19 protein-coding genes are annotated in these 18,542 nt (G+C 61.9%); 10 read left to right on the top strand and 9 right to left on the bottom strand.

The window, feature by feature from the left end:
* Window positions 1–48: 48 nt before the first annotated feature.
* The 3 genes from lspA to J7U39_RS18070 are packed head-to-tail and all read right to left on the bottom strand — an operon-like array spanning window position 49 to window position 2,500.
* Entirely contained in the window at window positions 49–552 is a 504-nt protein-coding gene (gene lspA / locus J7U39_RS18080; protein WP_064800454.1) for a signal peptidase II, read from the bottom strand.
* Window positions 549–1,409 carry an RNA methyltransferase gene (locus J7U39_RS18075; RefSeq protein ID WP_210629434.1) on the bottom strand — a complete coding sequence of 287 codons (861 nt, stop codon included), beginning with the start codon at window positions 1,407–1,409 and terminating at the stop codon, window positions 549–551. Before J7U39_RS18075 ends, lspA begins: the two co-directional genes overlap by 4 nt.
* The gene (locus J7U39_RS18070) at window positions 1,406–2,500 is read right to left on the bottom strand and encodes a class I SAM-dependent methyltransferase (RefSeq protein ID WP_210629433.1); all 1,095 of its coding nucleotides are present in this window, start codon (window positions 2,498–2,500) and stop codon (window positions 1,406–1,408) included. The genes J7U39_RS18075 and J7U39_RS18070 overlap by 4 nt, the downstream gene beginning before the upstream one ends.
* A 223-nt stretch (window positions 2,501–2,723) precedes the next feature.
* Between J7U39_RS18070 and J7U39_RS18065 the strand changes: the two genes are divergently transcribed.
* Together J7U39_RS18065 and J7U39_RS18060 are read left to right on the top strand one after the other, a co-directional pair.
* Window positions 2,724–3,179 (top strand): carbon monoxide dehydrogenase subunit G, encoded by a 456-nt coding sequence (locus J7U39_RS18065; RefSeq protein WP_210629432.1) that lies wholly within the window; start codon window positions 2,724–2,726, stop codon window positions 3,177–3,179.
* A 58-nt stretch (window positions 3,180–3,237) separates the two neighbouring features.
* Window positions 3,238–3,672 (top strand): GNAT family N-acetyltransferase, encoded by a 435-nt coding sequence (locus J7U39_RS18060; protein ID WP_210629431.1) that lies wholly within the window; start codon window positions 3,238–3,240, stop codon window positions 3,670–3,672.
* Between the two features lie 20 nt (window positions 3,673–3,692).
* On the opposite strand, the gene J7U39_RS18055 is transcribed toward J7U39_RS18060, so the two are convergent.
* From J7U39_RS18055 to sppA, 3 genes are all read right to left on the bottom strand, one after another.
* A complete protein-coding gene (locus J7U39_RS18055; protein ID WP_210629430.1) occupies window positions 3,693–4,025 on the bottom strand; it encodes a LapA family protein in 333 nt (110 codons plus the stop codon).
* Between the two features lie 129 nt (window positions 4,026–4,154).
* Window positions 4,155–4,454: an integration host factor subunit beta gene (locus J7U39_RS18050; RefSeq protein WP_003544934.1), complete on the bottom strand. Its 300-nt coding sequence runs from the start codon at window positions 4,452–4,454 to the stop codon at window positions 4,155–4,157.
* 29 nt (window positions 4,455–4,483) lie between these two features.
* Entirely contained in the window at window positions 4,484–5,434 is a 951-nt protein-coding gene (sppA, locus tag J7U39_RS18045; RefSeq protein ID WP_210629429.1) for a signal peptide peptidase SppA, read from the bottom strand.
* A 224-nt stretch (window positions 5,435–5,658) separates the two neighbouring features.
* Here sppA and lptC point away from each other — a divergent pair, with 224 nt between their 5' ends.
* From lptC to ptsN, 7 genes are all read left to right on the top strand, one after another.
* On the top strand, window positions 5,659–6,324 hold the full coding sequence (lptC, locus tag J7U39_RS18040; protein ID WP_210629428.1) for an LPS export ABC transporter periplasmic protein LptC: 666 nt from the start codon (window positions 5,659–5,661) through the stop codon (window positions 6,322–6,324).
* A 15-nt stretch (window positions 6,325–6,339) separates the two neighbouring features.
* Window positions 6,340–6,972, top strand: coding sequence for an LptA/OstA family protein (locus J7U39_RS18035; RefSeq protein WP_210629427.1), 633 nt, complete (start codon window positions 6,340–6,342; stop codon window positions 6,970–6,972).
* Window positions 6,973–7,009: 37 nt separating this feature from the next.
* Window positions 7,010–7,786 (top strand): LPS export ABC transporter ATP-binding protein, encoded by a 777-nt coding sequence (gene lptB, locus J7U39_RS18030; protein WP_210629426.1) that lies wholly within the window; start codon window positions 7,010–7,012, stop codon window positions 7,784–7,786.
* 141 nt (window positions 7,787–7,927) lie between these two features.
* Window positions 7,928–9,487 (top strand): RNA polymerase factor sigma-54, encoded by a 1,560-nt coding sequence (rpoN, locus tag J7U39_RS18025; RefSeq protein WP_210629425.1) that lies wholly within the window; start codon window positions 7,928–7,930, stop codon window positions 9,485–9,487.
* A gap of 87 nt (window positions 9,488–9,574) precedes the next feature.
* On the top strand, window positions 9,575–10,480 hold the full coding sequence (locus J7U39_RS18020; RefSeq protein ID WP_210631704.1) for an EamA family transporter: 906 nt from the start codon (window positions 9,575–9,577) through the stop codon (window positions 10,478–10,480).
* Window positions 10,481–10,771: 291 nt separating this feature from the next.
* Window positions 10,772–11,347: a ribosome-associated translation inhibitor RaiA gene (raiA, locus tag J7U39_RS18015; RefSeq protein ID WP_210631703.1), complete on the top strand. Its 576-nt coding sequence runs from the start codon at window positions 10,772–10,774 to the stop codon at window positions 11,345–11,347.
* Window positions 11,348–11,420: 73 nt separating this feature from the next.
* Entirely contained in the window at window positions 11,421–11,885 is a 465-nt protein-coding gene (ptsN, locus tag J7U39_RS18010; protein ID WP_011423788.1) for a PTS IIA-like nitrogen regulatory protein PtsN, read from the top strand.
* A 72-nt stretch (window positions 11,886–11,957) separates the two neighbouring features.
* Here ptsN and J7U39_RS18005 read toward each other — a convergent pair whose 3' ends face one another.
* The 3 genes from J7U39_RS18005 to J7U39_RS17995 form a co-directional block, all read right to left on the bottom strand.
* Window positions 11,958–14,312, bottom strand: coding sequence for a methyl-accepting chemotaxis protein (locus J7U39_RS18005; RefSeq protein ID WP_210629424.1), 2,355 nt, complete (start codon window positions 14,310–14,312; stop codon window positions 11,958–11,960).
* A gap of 240 nt (window positions 14,313–14,552) precedes the next feature.
* Window positions 14,553–15,452: a ribokinase gene (locus J7U39_RS18000; RefSeq protein ID WP_210629423.1), complete on the bottom strand. Its 900-nt coding sequence runs from the start codon at window positions 15,450–15,452 to the stop codon at window positions 14,553–14,555.
* A 79-nt stretch (window positions 15,453–15,531) separates the two neighbouring features.
* Window positions 15,532–16,755, bottom strand: coding sequence for a DNA recombination protein RmuC (locus J7U39_RS17995; protein ID WP_210629422.1), 1,224 nt, complete (start codon window positions 16,753–16,755; stop codon window positions 15,532–15,534).
* A gap of 196 nt (window positions 16,756–16,951) precedes the next feature.
* Here J7U39_RS17995 and J7U39_RS17990 point away from each other — a divergent pair, with 196 nt between their 5' ends.
* Window positions 16,952–18,448 carry a globin-coupled sensor protein gene (locus J7U39_RS17990; RefSeq protein WP_210629421.1) on the top strand — a complete coding sequence of 499 codons (1,497 nt, stop codon included), beginning with the start codon at window positions 16,952–16,954 and terminating at the stop codon, window positions 18,446–18,448.
* Window positions 18,449–18,542 lie beyond the last annotated feature (94 nt).

Raw genomic sequence — 18,542 nt, 5'->3', positions numbered from 1 at the left:
GGATAACATGAGGCTTGTTCCGAATGCCTTCAGGAATTCGATACAATTTTAGCGGCCGGCCTTTTTCGGCAGCAGCAGTTCCTCGAGAATGACGCAGCCGGCGCCGATGGTGATGAAACTGTCGGCGAGATTGAACACCGCAAACGACCAGCTTTCGGTGTAGAAGAGGATATAGTCGATCACATGCCCGTAGGCGAAACGGTCGACAAGGTTGCCGATCGCCCCGGCAATGATCAGCGCATAGCCGAGATGGGCGAGCCAGCGGTCTTTTGCCGTGCGGTACCACAGCCAGATGACGAAGGCGACGATGACGAGCCGCATGCCGACGATGAACCAGCCGTCCATGCCCTCCAGCATCGAAAAGGCGACGCCGAGATTATAGGTGCGATAGAGCGCCAGCATCGGAATGACGGGCACGGCTTCCTGCAGCGGCAGGTAATGATCGACGGCGACCTTCACGACCTGGTCGATCAAAACGGCGAAGAGGATGAAGAAGAGGATCGGCGCCGGGCGCGAAAACAGGGCGGGGCGTGCATGCGTCGGTTCGGTCATTTGCCCTCGGCAAGTGAGAGGAGATGGCGGCGCGCCTCGAAAAGCATGATGGCGGTGGCGACGGCGAGGTTGAGGGAGTCGGCGCGGCCCTGCTGCGGGATGCGGGCGAGCGCATCGGCTTCCCCAGCGAGCTGGTCTGGCAGCCCGGATTGTTCGTTGCCCATCAACAGCACGACGGGCTTCTTCCGATAGTCGATCGTGCGATAGTCGACGGCGCCGGCCAGATGGGTGGCGATGATGGAAACGCCGGCCGACTTCCGCCAGGTGAGAAATTCTTCCGGCGTCGCCCGTGCGACCGGAACGGCGAAGACCGAGCCCATGGTTGCCCGCACGGTCTCCAGCGAGAAGGGATCGGTGGTCTCGCCGATCAGAATGATGCCGGACGCACCGGCCGCATCGGCCGTCCGGATGATGGTGCCGAGGTTGCCCGGATCGCGCACCCGGTCGAGCGCCACCCACGTCTCACCCTCCTGCGGCCGGATGCCCTTGAGCGGCGCCCAGCGCTGCTCGAAGATGCCGACGACCATTTGCGGGTTGTCGCGCCGGGTGATCGCGGCAATGACTTTTTCGCTGACTTCGAGCACCAGCCCGCCGGAGGCGACGGTCCTTGCCGCCATCTGCTCGACCAGCGGCTTGCCTTTGGCCGCCTTGGCATAGACCAGCGTGCGGATCGTCCAGCCGAGCTCTATCGCATCGATGACGAGCTTCAGCCCTTCGGCGAGGAAAGTCCCGCTTTCCTCCCGCGACTTCTTGTTGGTCAGCGCCTTGATGTCCTTGATGATCGGATTGGCGAGCGAGGTGACTTCCTTCACCTGCCCGACCCTGCGCGGCCCCTGATCGTGGAAGTCCTTGCTCATTGCGGCACCCAGCGGGAAAAGAGGGAGGTGGAAAGCGCGCGGCCCGGCGTTTTGCCGTCGAGGCCTGCCTCGCGAATCACCAGCTCGCCGGATTCGACCGCGCCGCCGGCGCCGCGCATCGTTTCACGCATCAGCTCGTGGATCGAATAGAAGCTGGCGCGGATCGAATAAGCCGTCAGCACCAGGCCGACCGCCTTCGGCGACAGGATCTCGCGGCAGATATCGAGCATCAGGGGCAGATGCTCGAAGAGATGCCAGACTTCGCCATTGGGGCCGCGGCCGAATTTCGGCGGATCGGTGAGGATGATGTCGTACTGGCTGCCGCGGCGTTCCTCGCGCAGGATGAATTTCATCGCATCCTCGCAGATCCAGCGGATCGGCAGCTTCTCCATGCGGCCGAGCGCCTGGTTCTCGCGCGCCCAGCCGATCGCCTTCTTCGACGCGTCGACATGGGTGACCTCGGCGCCGGCGGCGGCGGCGACCAGCGAGGCGACGCCGGTATAACCGAAGAGGTTCAGCACCTTCAGCGGCCGGCCGGCCTTTTCGACCGCCTCCTTCATCCAGCTCCAGTGGACGATCTGCTCGGGAAAGACGCCGACGTGACGGAAGGAGGTGAAGCGGCCGAGGAAATCGACGCCGAGCAGGTTGAGCGGCCAGGCCTCGCCGAGCGCCTCCTCGGGGAAACGCCAGCGGCCGGTGCCTTCCTCGTCAGTGTCGCCGGTGAACACGGCATCGACCTTCTCCCAGATCTGCGGTGCTAGCGAAGGCCGCCACAGCGCCTGGGCTTCCGGGCGGATGATGCGGTAGGGGCCATATTGCTCCAGCTTTTGGCCGTCGCCGCTGTCGATCAGGTGGAAATCGCCGGCGCCGAGCGATTCGAGAATGACAGGCACGCGCTCCGCCGGCCGATCGCCGCTGCGCGCCATGAGCGGGCGCGAAACCGCGGCCGGCGCAGTCTCGCGAACCGTGTCGCGTGTGGCCGCAGGCCGTGCCGCGGACTTCGGTGCTCGGCCGGCCCGATCGTCTCTGCGGCTTTCACCGGCGGGACCCGATGTCTTCTTCTGGCCCGGCCGGCGTTCTCTTTGTTTCAACGTGCTCTTCCGCGTCTCTGTCGGGGTGGCGTGATAGCGCTGCGTCCTCGGCAGCACCTTGTATTATGCAGTAGCCCAGAAAACCGTACCGGATCAACTGCGCATGGGTGCGGGCGTCATTCCACGCGCGGGATCGCAAGCCAGCCAGATAACATTCCCCTCCGCCGTAGCAAAGCGCTTTACCGCTGGGATAAGATGGGCGAATCGCAGATGGGGCTATCGAATGGATTTCACCGGCGAAGAACGCATCGCCGCGCCGCGGGACATGGTCTGGGAAGCGCTCAACGATCCGGAGATCATGCGTGGCTGCATTCCCGGCTGCCAGGGCATTGAGCGACTGTCGCCAAGCGCTTTCGAGGCGACGATCAAGGTCAAGTTCAGCCTGTTCTCCGCCAGCTTCCATGGGGTGCTGACGCTTTCCAATATCGATGCGCCGGAAAGCTATACGCTATCGGCCGAAGGCAAGGGCGGCCTTGCCGGCTTCGCCAGGGGCAGCGCCGATGTCGTACTCAAGGCGAGGGGCGAGGAGACGATCCTGCACTACCGGGCCAAGGCCGAGCTCGGCGGCAAGCTTGCCCAGCTCGGCGCCCGTCTGCTCGACTCGACTTCGCAGAAGCTCGCTGAAGGCTTCTTCTCGGATTTCAATGCTGCGGTCGTTGCAAAAATGGCTGCGGATTGAGCGCCAAAGGCTTTCGCTGCGGCTTGGCGCGGACCTGCGCCTGAGCTATTCCGGCAGGATGACATGGACCATCAGGCCGCCGCGGGCGGAAGACCAGGAAATGCTCGCGGACATCTATCTTGCCGTGCGTCGCCAGACATTCGTCTGGGTCGATCCCGGCAAGTTTCACCGCGAGGATTTTTCGGCTCATACCAACGGTGAAACCATCCTCGTCTGCGAACATACCGATGGTAGCCTTGCCGGTTTCCTGTCGCTCTGGCCGGAGGATGATTTCATTCATATGCTTTATGTAAGGCCGGAATTCCAGAGGCTCGGCGCCGGCACGGCGCTGCTCAGGGCGCTGCCGGAATGGCCGCGACATAAGTACCGGCTGAAATGCCTGGTGAACAACCGGCGGGCGAAGGCCTTCTATCTTTCCCACGGTTTTGCCGTGACCGGCAATGGCGCGTCGCCGGAAGGCGATTATGAGGAGCTGAGTTTTTCTCCGATTTGACGCGGGCGGTAAAGCCGATCTTACCGCGACGGCAGCTGGCCGGCGATATCTTCTGCGCGGCTCCTGTGACGATCGGCCTCGCCCTGCCAGCGAATGGCTTCCTTGGCCTCGGTGCGGGCACGCTTGCGGTGTTTGCCCTGGCTGAACCAGGTAGCGGCCGAACCGATCAGCATGCCTGCTATCAGCGCGATGAACAGGAAGACGAAGAAGGGCGCGGAAACTGCAAGCACCTGGTCTTCGGGCCTGAAGGGATTGAAGGCGAGCGTGACGCTCTGCCGGTTGGCGACGCAGAAGACGATGAGGATGACGCCGAGCGGCAGCAAAATCAACAGGTTGACGATCTTCTTGGCCATTTGAGCTCTCCATGCGCCTTATATGCACCGGCCCGAAAATCGATTCCGACTTTCAGGCCGATGCGCTAGCAGAATAGGAAAACGGTGTTCAAGTTCAAGTGCGGTTTCGCCGCAGGCGGCTCGCGCCGCTCAATCCTCTTCGTCGGCCTGGCCGGGATTGAGCCGCTCGCGCAGTTCCTTGCCTGTTTTGAAGAAGGGAACCCACTTCTCTTCGACGAAGACGGTATCGCCGGTGCGCGGGTTGCGGCCGGATCGGGACGGGCGGTTCTTGACCGAAAACGCGCCGAAGCCGCGCAATTCGACGCGGTTGCCCGCAGCCAGTGCATCGGTGATCTCGTCGAGAACCGCGTTGACGATATTTTCGACGTCGCGATGATAGAGATGCGGGTTGCGTGCCGCAACAATCTGCACCAATTCGGACTTGATCACAGTCGCCCCCTTAAATTATTGATTTCTTATCAATCGCGGCCAACCTGCCAAACTGAAAGCAGCCCGTCAAGAAGCAACTTTGGGGGCAGGATTCCGTTGATATCCTGGCCTTTGACCAGATCATCATAACCCAGGATAGTAATGAGCCGCGAAACAGCTCCAGCGAGCAGAAAAGGCGTGTTGCTCTTCTTGTCCCAATCGACCATCGGCAGATCGGTGTCGATGCCGCGCGACTTGAGATAGGCGCGGATTTCCGCCTCGCCGCCGATCGTATCGACGAGCTTTGCCTTCAGCGCCTGCCGGCCGGTATAGATTGTGCCGTCGGCGAGTTTCAGCACCTCCTCGCGCGGCAGCTTGCGCCGGTCGGCGACCAGGTCGACGAACCAGTTGTAGCTGTCGACCACCATGTTGCGGATCATTGCCTTGGCCTCCTCGCTCGCCTCGTGGAAGGGCGAGGGCTCGGCCTTCAGCGGCGAGGACTTGATCTCCTGCAGCGATACGCCGATCTTGTCGAGTAGCGGCTGGATCTGCGGGTACTGGAAGATAACGCCGATCGAGCCGGTGATCGAGCTGTCGCCGGCAATGATCGTGTCGCCGGCGGTGGCGACCATATAGCCGGCGGAGGCGGCCAGCGTGCGCACGTCGGAGACGACGGGCTTCTTGGCTGATATGGCCCGGATCGCCTTGAAGATTTTTTCCCCGCCATAGGTCGTGCCGCCGGGCGAGGAGATCGAAATCACCGCGGCCTTCACCTGATCGCTGGTCTCGACCTTCTTTAGCCGCTCCAGCAGCTCGTCGTCATCGACGATCAGCCCCGATATCGTCACATGGGCGATATGCGGACTTGCCGTGCCGGCCTCGCCGACGGCGAAACGGTAGAAAGCGAAACCGAGCGCCACGACGAGGGCGACCGCGACGATGCGCCAGAAGCCGAGCTTGCGGCGCAGCCGCCGGCGATCCGCGATGATCGAACTGTCCATAGAAACCTCCAGCGCTGGCCCAGGGTCGGCATGGCGCCGATAGGCCCGGTGAAATTGGTGGAAGCGGCGCGTATGAATGCCACTTTTGTATGTTTTTCCGTTTTGTTGCTTGTTGCAGAAAAAATTCCGTATTGGCAAGCCAATGTAATAATGCGAAACGAACTGTGATTGCCGGCCGGCTTTGTTACGCAGGCGAGGCAATCACCGCACATGGAACGAGACCTATGCTCGATACCCTGAAGAACAACGGACATGCCGCTTATGCGGGCTCCGGCAGGAGCCCCTATGGCGATGCGTTGTTCCATTCCGCCCGCGTGCGGCGGCTGAAGATTTTGCTGCCGTTGGCCGCCCTTGTCGTCGCCGGCGCCCTCACGACGGTGGCCTTGGTGAGCCTGTACCTGCCTGAAAACGTCAAGTTTGAAGGCGCCAAGATCGAGAACGGCAAGGTCGTGATGGAAAAGCCGGCAATTGCCGGACGCAACTCCGACGGCGTCAATTATTCCATGCTTGCCGAAAGGGCGCTGCAGGATATCCGCAATCCCGATCTCATCACCCTCGAGACCATCAAGGCCGCTGTTCCGATGAATGACGGGCTGGTTGCCCGCGTCATCGCTTCGACTGCCGATTATAACCGCGCCACCGACAATCTGCATATGACGGCTCCCTTCACCCTGGTGCTGAGCAGCGGCCTCAACGCACAATTCCAGTCCGCCCGGCTCGACATCAAGGGCGGCAACATGCGCAGCGACGATCCCGTCACCATCACCAAGGACAATGCTTCCATTGTTGCGAAGACGCTGGAGATAACCGATAAGGGGCGCGTGATCACATTCGAGGGGAATGTTCGCATGAATGTCGATCCATCCACCATTCATAAACAGGGCACTTAACCAGCCGGGTCACCCATGACAAAAGATTGTCGCATTTCAGCTTGCAAGACGGGCATCGCATTCGTTGCCGGCGCATTTGCCCTTATTCTGACGGTCTCGGGCGCGGGGGCGCAGTCGACGACCATGTCGGGCATGAAGCTTTCCAACGACCAGCCGATCCAGATCGAAAGCGACAAGCTGGAGATTCGCGACCAGGAGCACACGGCGCTCTTCACCGGCAACGTCAAGGTCGTCCAGGGCACGACGACGATGCAATCCGGCAAGATGACCGTCTATTACAAGGACAAGGCGGCAAAGTCGGGCGCCGGCGCGCCGGCCCAGCCCGAGGCGAAACCCGAGCAGTCGGCCTCCCTGGCGTCGGGAAGTGCGGATATCGACAAAATCTTGGTGACGGACAAGGTCTACCTGGTCTCGGGCACGCAGACGGCGACTGCCGACGATGGCAATTTCGACATGGCCTCGCAGACATTCATCCTGACCGCGGATCAGGGAAACAAGGTCATCCTGTCGGACGGTCCGAACGTCTTCACCGGTTGCAAGCTGACCGTTCACATGCAAACCGGCCAGGCGGAGCTTGAAAGCTGCGGCGGTCGTGTCCAGATTCAGCTCGATCCGAAATCGCAGCCGAACGCGCAGAAGCAGAACTGAACCGGCCTCCCACGTGAAATTATCATCGCTATCCACCATGTTCGGCAGGCCTGAGCCGCAAGCTGCGGGTGCCGCCGACAAGAGCCGCTATCAGGGGACGCTGATCGCCCGTGGTCTGACCAAGACCTATGCGACGCGCCGTGTCGTCAACGGCGTCTCCCTGGTCGTGCGTCGCGGCGAAGCCGTCGGCCTGCTCGGCCCGAACGGCGCCGGCAAGACGACCTGCTTCTACATGATCACCGGCCTGGTACCGGTGGATGAAGGCACGATCGAGATCGATGGAAACGATGTCACGACCATGCCGATGTACCGCCGCTCGCGGCTCGGCGTCGGTTACCTGCCGCAGGAAGCCTCGATCTTTCGCGGACTGACGGTTGAAGAAAATATCCGCGCCGTCCTCGAAGTGCATGTGAAGGACAAGGCCGAGCGCGAGCAGAAGCTGAACGAGCTGCTGGAGGAATTTCATATCCAGAAGCTGCGCAAGAGTGCCGCCGTCGCCCTTTCCGGCGGCGAACGCCGCCGTCTCGAAATCGCGCGAGCGCTTGCAACCGACCCGACCTTCATGCTGCTCGACGAGCCCTTCGCCGGTGTCGACCCGATTTCGGTCGCCGATATTCAGAACCTCGTCCACCACCTGACGGCGCGCGGCATCGGCGTTCTCATTACCGACCACAATGTGCGTGAGACGCTTGGCCTCATCGACCGCGCCTATATCATCCATGCCGGCGAGGTGCTGACCCACGGCCGGGCGAACGACATCGTCAACAATCCGGAAGTGCGCCGACTCTATCTCGGCGACAAGTTCAGCCTCTGACCCCGCGCTGATTCACCTTCCCGCGTAGTTCCGCTTGACCAAATGAGATAAAAAAGCAATTTTTGGGCCAACTCGGATTTCCGTGGCCTGAAGCGTGGATCGGGCGCGGTTTCCTGGAGTCGAGGGAGTTTCGCGTCCGTCATGGCACTGTCCGCCAATCTATTTCTGCGCCAGAGCCAGTCCCTGGTCATGACGCCGCAACTGATGCAATCCATCCAGTTGCTGCAGATGACCCATTTTGAGCTCAACCAGTTCATCGCTCAGGAAGTGGAGAAGAACCCGCTGCTCGAATTTCCGTCGAATGACGGCGAGGCGGGCGACGAACGGGCGGCAGGCGAGGACGAGCAATTCGGTCACACGCCGGAGGATGCCGGCTCGGACGACAGCGCCGACAATCGCGCCGAGGCGCTGTCGAGCGACTGGTACGATAATGGCGGCAGCGAAAGCAGCAGCCGGCTGAACGACGAGCTCGACGCCAATTACACCAATGTTTTTCCCGATGACGGTGGTCCGCAGCGCCTCGATGCACCGGAACTCGTCGGTCAGTGGAAGTCCATGCCGGGCAGCGCCGACGGCGCCGATTACGATCTCGATGATTTTGTCGCCGGTCAGGTGTCGCTGCGCGATCATCTCGCCCAGCAGATCCCCTTCGTCCTGCCCGATATGAGCGATCGGCTGATCGCCCAGAATTTTATCGATCAGCTTGACGATGCCGGTTACATCCAGCTCGATCTCGTCGAGACCGGCGAGCGGCTCGGCACGGGTCTCACGCAGGTCGAACACGTGCTCGCCGCACTCCAGACACTCGATCCGCCGGGTGTTTTCGCCCGCAGCCTCGCCGAATGCCTGGCGATCCAGCTCCGGCAGAAGGACCGTTACGACCCTGCCATGCAGGCGCTGGTCGAAAACCTCGAACTCCTGGCGCGGCGTGACTTCGTCACGCTGAAGCGGCTCTGTGGCGTTGACGAGGAAGATCTTCTCGACATGCTCGGCGAGATCCGCCAGCTCAATCCGAAGCCCGGCAGCGGATTCGAGACGGGTGTTTCCGAAGCGATCATGCCGGATGTCGTTGTCAGGCCCTCCGCGGAGGGTGGCTGGCTGGTCGAGCTCAATCCGGATACGCTGCCGCGCGTGCTTGTTAATCAGTCCTATTTTTCCCGCGTGACCCGGAACGGTGAGGATCATGCCTTCCTTTCCGAGTGCCTGCAGAGCGCCAACTGGCTGACCCGCAGCCTCGACCAGCGGGCAAAGACCATCATGAAGGTGGCAAGCGAGATCGTCCGCCAGCAGGACGCCTTCCTGCTGCACGGTGTCGACCACTTGCGGCCGCTGAACCTGAAGACGGTGGCCGAGGCGATCAAGATGCATGAATCCACCGTCAGCCGCGTCACCTCGAACAAATATATGCTGACGCCGCGCGGCCTCTTCGAGCTCAAATATTTCTTCACCGTGTCGATCGGCGCCGTCGAGGGCGGCGACAGCCATTCGGCCGAGGCAGTGCGTCACAAGATCCGCGCGCTGATCATGCAGGAGAGCCCGGACGCAGTGCTCTCCGATGATGACATCGTCGACATGCTGAAGAAGGGCGGCGTCGATCTCGCCCGCCGCACGGTCGCGAAATACCGGGAAGCGATGAACATCGCTTCCTCGGTCCAGCGCCGCCGCGAGAAACGGGCGCTCGCCAAGGTCGCGGGCTTCTGACGCAGCAGAACGCTTCGATCTTGATCGAAGCATCCACTTCGCAATTGGCCTATTTCTCCCGTGTCTTGAACGAATATCGACGTGTCTATGACGCCGCAAAAGCCGAAGCTTGCCAGAGAACTTGTCCTGCTTTTGGTGCTGGCGACCCTCTGGGGTTCTTCCTACACCTTCATCAAGATCGGGGTCGAAACGATCCCGCCGGTGACCTTGATCGCCGTGCGCACACTGATTGCCGGCGCCATTCTGCTGGCCGTGCTTTGCCATCGGCATGTCCGCCTGCCGCGCGATGGCGCGACATGGCGCCTGTTCGTCGTCCAGGCCTGCCTGAACAGCGTCATTCCTTTCACGCTGATCGCCTGGGCGGAGCAGTCCGTCGATGCCGGACTGGCGGTGATCTTGAATTCGGCGACGCCGATCTTCACCTTCCTGCTGACCGTGTCGATAACCCGCCATGAGCAGGCGACGGCGCGAAAGCTCTTCGGCGTCGTCTCCGGGCTTGCCGGCATCTGCCTTGTCATCGGCGTCGAAGCGCTCGGCGGTCTTGGCGAAAGCCTGATGGCGCAAATCGCGATCATCCTGGCGACCATCTGTTATGCCGGGGCCGCGATTTTCAGCAAGAACTTCAGAGGCCTTGATCCTGCCGTGCCGGCGGCCGGCTCGCTGATCTCGGGCGCGGTCATTCTGATGCCTGTGAGCCTGCTCGTCGACCGGCCGTGGGGGCTCGATCCCTCGGCCGCATCGGTGCTGGCGCTGCTTGCCCTTTCCGCCTTCTCGACGGCGCTTGCCTTTACGATCTATTTCCGTCTCGTTCAGACGCTGGGTTCGGTCGGAACCACATCGCAAGCCTATCTCCGCGTGCCGATCGGTGTCGCGATCGGCACCATCTTCCTCGGCGAAAGTCTAAGCCCGACGGCCTTGATCGGGCTCACCTGCGTCATTCTCGGTGTCATCGCCATGACGATGCCGCGCACAACGCAGGCGCGAAGCGCGTGAGATCATGAAAGGAAAGTCGCTGGAAGGCTCCTTCCGCAAGAGATTTGCCACACCTTCTGCGAGCGCGCCCGGGCCTGATTCGACGTCCTATTGACTTTCCGGTAACCTGTGGCTAGAAGCCCGCCGCAATCGGCGCCGTGAACGGCGTTTTGAAGTTATCCCCATCATCCCAAGGGAACCGAGGGCCCACAGGCCTACGCCGATCTTGCTTGAGATTGCGCGAAGTGCTTGGATGAACCCGAGGCTTGGCGTAAACTGATACCCGCAAACGACCATAAGAAGGGAAACTCCATGAGTGTGCGTGTATCCGGGAAACATATGGAAATTGGTGAATCCTTCCGTCAAAAGATCGAGGACCAAATTGCTACGGCCATCACGAAATACTTCGATGGGGGGTATTCCGGTCAAGTGACCGTCGAAAAGGCGAGTTCTCGTTTCTCGGCAGACTGCAAGCTTCATCTCGACAGCGGGGTGGTGCTTCATGCCGCCGGCGAAGCCACGGATCCGCAGCTTGCTTTCGACGCCGCTTCCGAGCGCATCGAGAAACGCCTGCGTCGCTACAAGCGCAAGCTGAAGGACCACCATGCCGGAAACCACCTGAATGGCTTTGCAGAAGTCTCCTACACGGTCATGGACTCCGTTCCTGATCACGAGGATGAAATCCCCGACGATTTCGCCCCGGCGATCGTCGCTGAAAGCACGAAGCAGTTGAAGACCATGTCCGTCGCCACCGCCGTGATGGCGCTCGACATGACCGATGAGCCGCTTCTCCTGTTCCGCAGTCCCGGCAAGGAACATCTGAACATCGTTTATCGTCGGCACGACGGAAATATTGGCTGGATCGATTCGGCCAATATCAAAGCCTGAGATCAGGGCGGTGAGCGGCGGTATCGCCGCCGCTCCTCGCATCAACTGATCCCGGCGACAGAAGGAAAAAGAAATGGCATTGGCAGATTTGCTCCATCAGGATGCGATCATTCCCGCCCTCAGAGTAAATTCCAAGAAACAGTTGCTTCAGGAATTGGCGGCAAGAGCCGCGAGGATCACCGGGCTCTCCGAACGGGAGATCTTCGACGTCATCCTGCAGCGCGAACGCCTGGGTTCGACCGGCGTCGGCAACGGTATCGCCATTCCCCACGGCAAGCTGGTGAACATTCATTCCATCGTCGGCATCTTCGCCCGGCTGGAGCAGCCTGTTGATTTCGAAGCGCTGGACGACCAGCCCGTCGACCTCGTCTTCCTGCTGCTTGCGCCGGAGGGCGCCGGCGCCGATCATCTCAAAGCCCTGTCGCGCATCGCCCGCGTCCTGCGCGATCAAGACCTGGTTGCAAAGCTGCGCGCCACCGATTCCGCCTCGGCGATCTATGCCTTCCTCAACGAGGAGCAGACGTCGAACGCTGCCTGAGCTGCATGGATACCCAAACGAAAAAGGCGCCTGATTTCGCAGGGGCCTTTTTGTTTATGGAGGGCTGAACGGTCAGAACTCTTCCCAGTTATCCCCAGCCAGGGCAGCCGAGCCATGCGATTGAGGTGTGGTGCGGCGGGTCGCCGGGGCGTGGCGAACGGCGGGAGCGGCCGCGAAATGCGAGGGGGCTGCAGCCGGCGCACGCATCTGCCTTGCCACGGAGGCGAGTGCAGTCGCATTGGCGGAGCCGGAGACGCTGAAGCGCGTAGCGAGCGCCTTCAGTGTCTGCGCCTCGTCGTTGAGCGCCACGCTGGCGGCAGTCGCTTCCTCCACCATCGCCGCATTCTGCTGAGTTACCTGATCCATCTGGTTCATGGCCTGGTTGATTTCCTTCAGCCCGACCGCCTGTTCGCTGGCCGATGCCGAAATCTCCCGGATCAGGCTGTTGATCCCCATCACTTGCTCGGCGATTTTGTGCAGCGCACCGCCGGCGCGCCCGACGAGATCGACGCCTTCCTTGACCTGGACGGCCGAGGTGTTGATCAGCGTCTTGATCTCCTTGGCGGCATTGGCCGAACGCTGCGCGAGTTCACGCACTTCCTGGGCGACGACAGCAAAACCCTTGCCGGCTTCGCCGGCGCGCGCCGCTTCGACGCCGGCGTTCAGTGCCAGCAGGTTGGTCTGGAAGGCGATTTCGTCGATGACGCCGATGATCCGCGAAACCTCCGTCGAAGACTGCTCGATCCCTTGCATGGAGGCGATGGCTTTCTGCACCACTTCGCCGGATTTTTCGGCATCCTGGCAGGCGAGGTTGACGTTGTCGGCAGCCGTGCGTGCATTCTCGGCACTCGAATCGACCTGGGCGGTGAGCTCATTCAGCGCTGCCGCCGTCTCTTCCAGGCTTGCCGCCTGTTGCTCGGTGCGTTTGGCGAGGTCGGAAGCGCTGTTGCTGATCTCCCCGGTGCCGGCGCCGATATTGACGACACTGAGGTTCATTGTAACGATGGTCTCTTCGAGGCTTGCTAGCGCGGCATTGAAATCCTGTTTCAGCTTGCCGTATTCGCCGGGAAATTCGTCGGTGATGCGGTGACCGAGATTGCCCCGCGACAGCTCCGAAAGACCGGCGCCGACGATCGAGACGATCTGGCGCTGCAGCGATAGCGATTCCTGGCGTTCCGATTCAGAACGGCCGCGCTCGGCCTCCGCGGCCCCCCGCTCTCTGGCGGCTTCGTCTTCGAGTCGCCTGGAGTCGGCGAGCTTGAAGCGGAAGCCTTCGAGCGCCTTGGCGACCGAACCGACTTCGTCGGTACGATCCTGCCCCGTGACCGGCACGGCATATTCGCCGTCGCTGAGGGTTTTGACGCTGGCGACAAGGCTGCCGAGCGGCCGCTGCACGAGTGAGCGGACGGCGAAATAGAGCGCGAGCATCACCGCGCCGAGCACGATCAGGCCGGTGGCGATCATCATGTAAGTCTGGTCTTGTACCGGCGCGTTGATCGCGGCGTGCGGGACGTCGACAAGCACGAGCCAGGTGGCATTGACGCCGGGGACCTCGAACGGATAGACGACGCGGTCGAAGGGATCGAAGCCGTCATAGGTGAGGTTGCGGACGAGGCCGGGCTGCTTGTTCGACAGCGCCGCCTTGACGACGTCGGCGCCTTCGCCGTCATATTGCTTCGTCATCAGGTCGGGGATCGGTGCGACGATCCAGTTGCCGGCCTGGGACAGCAGCGTCACCCGGCCCGAGCCGAAGGGATGCAGCGCCTGCAGCTTGTCGGTCAGCGACTTCAGCGAGATGTCGACACCGCCGACACCGATCATCTTGCCGCCCGATATGACGGGATAGGCAATGGACGTCAGCAGCGTCGGCACATCTGTTCCCTGGGCGAGGTAGGGGGTCGTGATCGCGCCCTTGCCACTGTCGGCAGCAAGCTTCCACCATTCGGCGGTATAATCATTGTCGAAGGTGGAGTACTGGATTCCACCGTCCTTGGTCTTCGACCAATAGGGCGTGAAGGCGCCGTTCTTGTTCGTGCCTTCGTCATTATTGTTGGCGATCTCGGTGGTCTTGCCGTCGAGCGCGCCGAGCTGCTCGCAGAACCAGCTGCCGAAGGCAAAGGCGTTCTGTTCGAGATTAGCTTTCAGCACGTTGATCATGCCCCCGCGGTCGAGCGACTTGCCTTCGTGGGCTCGACCGATCACGCCTGTCATGCTGCGTGCGGCACTGGCGAGTTCGCCGACATTGGCGGCGATTTCGTTGGCGATCGCTTTCGCCTCGAGATTGGCTTGGTCCATCGTCAGCGTCTGGACGCGGTCCCGGGTCTGGCCGATGAGGAAGAGATTCGAAACGATGAGAACAAGCGCGATAGCGACGCCGGTGATGACGATGAGCTTCGCCGCAAGCGATTTCATGCGAAAAATGAACATGGGGTCCTCGGGCAAGGATACGCCGAACGTGCATTCTCCGGCGCAGGAGCGAAGGCATGGCTCCGTCATGGAGCAGCCGCATCAGCCGCGGATCCGCAAGCGCGAAGACCCGGCGATCACTGGGAAGATCGCCGGAGACCTCTTAAATTTGAGTGAAACTTTAGCGGTTTGTATGATGAAAGCCGCAGAAATCTCCCTTAAAATTGAAGGAGATCTGGCGAGTTTCGCAGGCAGGCTAGCCTATATTCTGTCTGCGACTTCCTCACTCACAGGAATCGACGGTTGCGCTCCTGATTTGAGACATGCGAGTGAACCGGCGACTGCCGCCCGGTGCAGCGCCGTCCGAAAGTCGAGGCCCTCGTCGAGACTGGCGGCGAGATAGCCGCAGAAGGTGTCGCCTGCCCCGACCGTATCGACAGGATCGATCGCCAGCCCTTGCGCCCGTGAAATGACCCCATCCCGGATGGCGATGACGCCATCGCCGCCGAGCGTCACGATCAGGGTCTGGCCGGTTTCCTGATGCAGGCGGACAAGCGCTGCCTCGCGCGCTTGTGCGTCCATGCCGTCCTGTCCGGCAAGCCGCTCGAACTCGGTCTCATTGGCAATGACGATATCGGCCAGGCGACCGAGGCGCGGTGCATCGGGGATCAAGGGGGCGAGGTTGAGGATGCTGGTGATGCCCTTGGCGCGCGCGGCCGAGAGCGCGCGTTCGACGGCCGCGACAGGCACCTCGAGCTGCAACATCAGCATGTCGCCTTCGTTCATGCGGCCGACCGCGATTTCCGCATCAGCTGGCGTGACCAGGCCGTTGGCGCCCGGAACCACGGCGATCATGTTCTCGCCGTCGGCGCCGACCAGGATCAGCGCCGTGCCCGTGGGGCCGTCGACATGCTTCACGAGGGAGAGATCGGTTCCCGCCGCATCGAGCAGGGCAAGCGCATCGGCGGCAAAAGCATCCTTGCCGACGGCGCCGACCATGTGCACATAGCGGCCGGCGCGGCGGGCTGCCAGCGCCTGGTTGGCGCCCTTGCCGCCGGCAGCCGTGGCAAAACCGTTGCCGGCCACCGTCTCGCCGGGCTTCGGCAGTCGCTCGGTCGTGGCGATGAGATCCATGTTGATGGATCCGAAAACTGTGATCATCAGGCTGTCCCGTCTTTTAGAGCATGCGAATGACATCATGCCCCTGCTATTCCATGGGGCGAGACACTGCCCGAAGCGGTCACTCCTCGTCAACCACCCGAAGCTTGAGAAGGCCGGTACGGCTTTCCACCGATTTGGCCGGAGCCTCGCCATCGCGGGCGGGCTTGGCGTCACCGCCTGCCTCGAATTCCAGCGCCTCGATCTTGGCGCCGCGCCTGGTGAGCTTGTCGGCTGACGTGACCACCATGTCGATATCTTTCTGCGCCATGGCGAAGTGGCCCTGCAGCTTGCGCACCCGCTCGTCGAGGCGGCCGAGATCGTCCATCAGCAGTGCCACCTCGCCCTGGATCAGATGCGCCTGCGCCCGCATGCGCTGGTCTTTCAGCACCGCCTGGATGACCTGGATCGACAGCATCAGAAGTGATGGCGAGACGATGACGATGCGCGCTCGGTGTGCCTTCTGCACCAGCGGCTCGAAGTTCTCGTGGATCTCCGCGAAGATCGATTCCGACGGCACGAAGAGAAAGGCCGTCTCCTGGGTTTCCCCCTGAATCAGATATTTCTCCGAAATATCCCGGATATGGATCTCCATATCGCGGCGGAACTGCTGGCCGGCGATCTTGGCGGCCTCGGGGCTGCCGGCGTCACGGATGGCGTTCCAGGCTTCGAGCGGGAACTTCGCATCGATGACAAGCGGCGGCGCGCCGTTCGGCATGCGGATCGTGCAGTCCGGCCGCGAGCCGTTGGAGAGCGTCTGCTGGAAGGCATAGGCGCCCATCGGCAGGCCGTCGGCGACGATCGTCTCCATCCGCGACTGGCCAAAGGCGCCGCGCGTCTGCTTGTTCGAGAGAATCGCCTGCAGTCCGACGACGTCCTTGGCGAGCGTCTGGATATTGTTCTGCGCCGCATCGATGACCGCCAGCCGCTCCTGCAGCCGCTGCAGATTCTCATGCGTCGATTTCGTCTGCTCGGTGATCGTCGAGCTGACGCGCTGCGACATGCCGTCGAGACGTTGGCTGATTGCCTGATTGAGCTCGCTCTGACGCGCGCCGAAAACCTCGGCCATGGCCGTGATGCGGCCCTGCATCTCCGCCTGGATCTTCAAAAGCTCGGCCATGCGCGCCTCGCTTTCGCCAGCCCGCAGGCTCGCCTCCTCCGCCTGCTCGCGGCGGAGGCTGATGCCGCGCAAGAGAAGGATGATCACCAGAAGCACAAAGGCGATGAGAACGCCGCCGGCAAGCGCCAGCATGGCCGGACTGAGCGAGGCGACGGAGAGGGCGAGCGATTCGGGATGAACGGTCATGCCGCAACCATAACAGAAGATGGGGCAATATATAGATCAAAACGTGAACAAAATCGGCAATTCCCAATATCCTCTCTGTCGCTTTCCTCGCCGACGCGGAAAATCGCTGCCAGTTTAATCATTGCTCAACCATATTGGCCAAAATCTGTGCCAATGAATTCCCTCCCGCGCCGTTGCGCCAAGTACAGAGATTTCCATGACATCCCAGCAGACCGACAGTGCCCTCAGACAGCGTCTCGATTTCATCAAACTGGACGAGGCGGCGCGCCGGTCGATGCGGGATATCAGCCCCGTCATATCAGAGCTGATCGGCGCTGCCCTCGATAAGTTTTATGCCAAGATCGCCAGGACCCCCACCGTATCGGCTTTTTTCGCCGATAAGAACCATGTCGCCCACGCCAAGAAGCACCAGCAGGATCATTGGAGCAAGCTTGCCGGCGGCGCCTTCGACGAGAGCTATGTGGACGGCGTGACCGCGGTCGGCCGAACGCATGCCCGCATCGGGCTGGAGCCGCGCTGGTATGTCGGCGGCTACGCCCTTGTCATGTCCGAACTCGTCAAGGGCATCATGGAGAAGCAGTGGCCGTCGGTCTTCGCGCGCCAGCAGGGCAAACTGCTCGCCGAGAAGCTGTCGGCGGTCATCAAGGCGGGCATGCTCGACATGGATTATTCCATCTCGGTCTATCTCGAGACGCTTGAAGCCAAACGCCAGGCTCTTGAAGAGCAGCGCGCCCAAGCCCAATCCGACCAGGCGCTTGCGCTCGAGCAGCTGCGCCGCGGCCTGGAGGCGCTGTCGAACGGCGATCTCGAGGCTACCCTGCCGTCCGACCTGCCAGGTGATTTCCGGCAAATGGCCGAGGATTACAATCGTGCCGTCAAGGCGCTTCGCCAGTCCTTTGCATCGGTGCGGGACACGTCCGGCCATATCATGAACGGCGCCGACGTCATTTCCAATGCGACCAACGACCTGGCGTTGCGCACTGCCCAGCAGGCGGCGGGCGTCGAGGAGAGCTCGGCCGCCCTGCAGCAGCTTTCCGTCAGCGTCGGCCAGACGGCCGCCAATGCCGAGAAGGCTTCGGACGCCGTACGCGAGACGCAGCAGAAGGCGAAGAATTCGGGTGAGCTCGTCACCAGCGCCGTTTCGGCGATGGCCGGCATCGAGAAATCCTCGACGGAGATTTCCAAGATCATCGGCGTCATCGACGAAATCGCCTTCCAGACCAATCTTCTGGCGCTGAACGCCGGCGTCGAGGCAGCGCGCGCCGGCGATGCCGGCAAGGGTTTTGCCGTTGTCGCCCAGGAAGTGCGCCAACTTGCCCAGCGCACGGCCGAGGCTGCCAAGGAGATCAAGAACCTGATCTCGCAGAGCTCGACCCAGGTCAATGAGGGTGTCGGCATCGTCTCCAGCACTGGCGAAGCGCTGAACGACATGATCGGCCGCATCGACATCATCAACCGCTTCGTCGCCGATATCGCCGCCGCCGCTCGCGATCAGGCGACCGGCGTCAACGAGGTCAGCGTGGCAATCCGCAGCATGGGCGAGATCACCCAGCAGAATTCCGGCATGGTTGAGCGCACGTCGGCGGAAACCGGTCGCCTCAAGGACGAGGTGGACCAATTGATCGAATTGCTGCGCCGCTTCCGCGCCCGCTCGGAAGGCCCTGCCGTCGTCGCGGCTCGCCGGGTGGCGTGAGGCGAATATGGCGAAATTCCGGGCGGGGATGCAAAAAAGCGCCTTCCCCGCGCGCCGGATAATTCCATAGCGGGAAAAGATGGGTTATGGGAAC

The organism is Rhizobium sp. NLR16a (genome assembly GCF_017948245.1).
Lineage (GTDB): Bacteria > Pseudomonadota > Alphaproteobacteria > Rhizobiales > Rhizobiaceae > Rhizobium.
This window is presented reverse-complemented; position numbering and strand designations above follow the sequence as displayed.

Bases quoted from the DNA above. Each gene is read 5' to 3' on its own strand.
- lspA (WP_064800454.1), bottom strand. From the start codon at position 552: ATGACCGAACCGACGCATGCACGCCCCGCCCTGTTTTCGCGCCCGGCG.
- J7U39_RS18075 (WP_210629434.1), bottom strand. From the start codon at position 1,409: ATGAGCAAGGACTTCCACGATCAGGGGCCGCGCAGGGTCGGGCAGGTG.
- J7U39_RS18065 (WP_210629432.1), top strand. From the start codon at position 2,724: ATGGATTTCACCGGCGAAGAACGCATCGCCGCGCCGCGGGACATGGTC.
- J7U39_RS18060 (WP_210629431.1), top strand. From the start codon at position 3,238: ATGACATGGACCATCAGGCCGCCGCGGGCGGAAGACCAGGAAATGCTC.
- J7U39_RS18055 (WP_210629430.1), bottom strand. From the start codon at position 4,025: ATGGCCAAGAAGATCGTCAACCTGTTGATTTTGCTGCCGCTCGGCGTC.
- sppA (WP_210629429.1), bottom strand. From the start codon at position 5,434: ATGGACAGTTCGATCATCGCGGATCGCCGGCGGCTGCGCCGCAAGCTC.
- lptC (WP_210629428.1), top strand. From the start codon at position 5,659: ATGCTCGATACCCTGAAGAACAACGGACATGCCGCTTATGCGGGCTCC.
- J7U39_RS18035 (WP_210629427.1), top strand. From the start codon at position 6,340: ATGACAAAAGATTGTCGCATTTCAGCTTGCAAGACGGGCATCGCATTC.
- lptB (WP_210629426.1), top strand. From the start codon at position 7,010: ATGTTCGGCAGGCCTGAGCCGCAAGCTGCGGGTGCCGCCGACAAGAGC.
- rpoN (WP_210629425.1), top strand. From the start codon at position 7,928: ATGGCACTGTCCGCCAATCTATTTCTGCGCCAGAGCCAGTCCCTGGTC.
- J7U39_RS18020 (WP_210631704.1), top strand. From the start codon at position 9,575: ATGACGCCGCAAAAGCCGAAGCTTGCCAGAGAACTTGTCCTGCTTTTG.
- raiA (WP_210631703.1), top strand. From the start codon at position 10,772: ATGAGTGTGCGTGTATCCGGGAAACATATGGAAATTGGTGAATCCTTC.
- ptsN (WP_011423788.1), top strand. From the start codon at position 11,421: ATGGCATTGGCAGATTTGCTCCATCAGGATGCGATCATTCCCGCCCTC.
- J7U39_RS18005 (WP_210629424.1), bottom strand. From the start codon at position 14,312: ATGTTCATTTTTCGCATGAAATCGCTTGCGGCGAAGCTCATCGTCATC.
- J7U39_RS18000 (WP_210629423.1), bottom strand. From the start codon at position 15,452: ATGATCACAGTTTTCGGATCCATCAACATGGATCTCATCGCCACGACC.
- J7U39_RS17995 (WP_210629422.1), bottom strand. From the start codon at position 16,755: ATGACCGTTCATCCCGAATCGCTCGCCCTCTCCGTCGCCTCGCTCAGT.
- J7U39_RS17990 (WP_210629421.1), top strand. From the start codon at position 16,952: ATGACATCCCAGCAGACCGACAGTGCCCTCAGACAGCGTCTCGATTTC.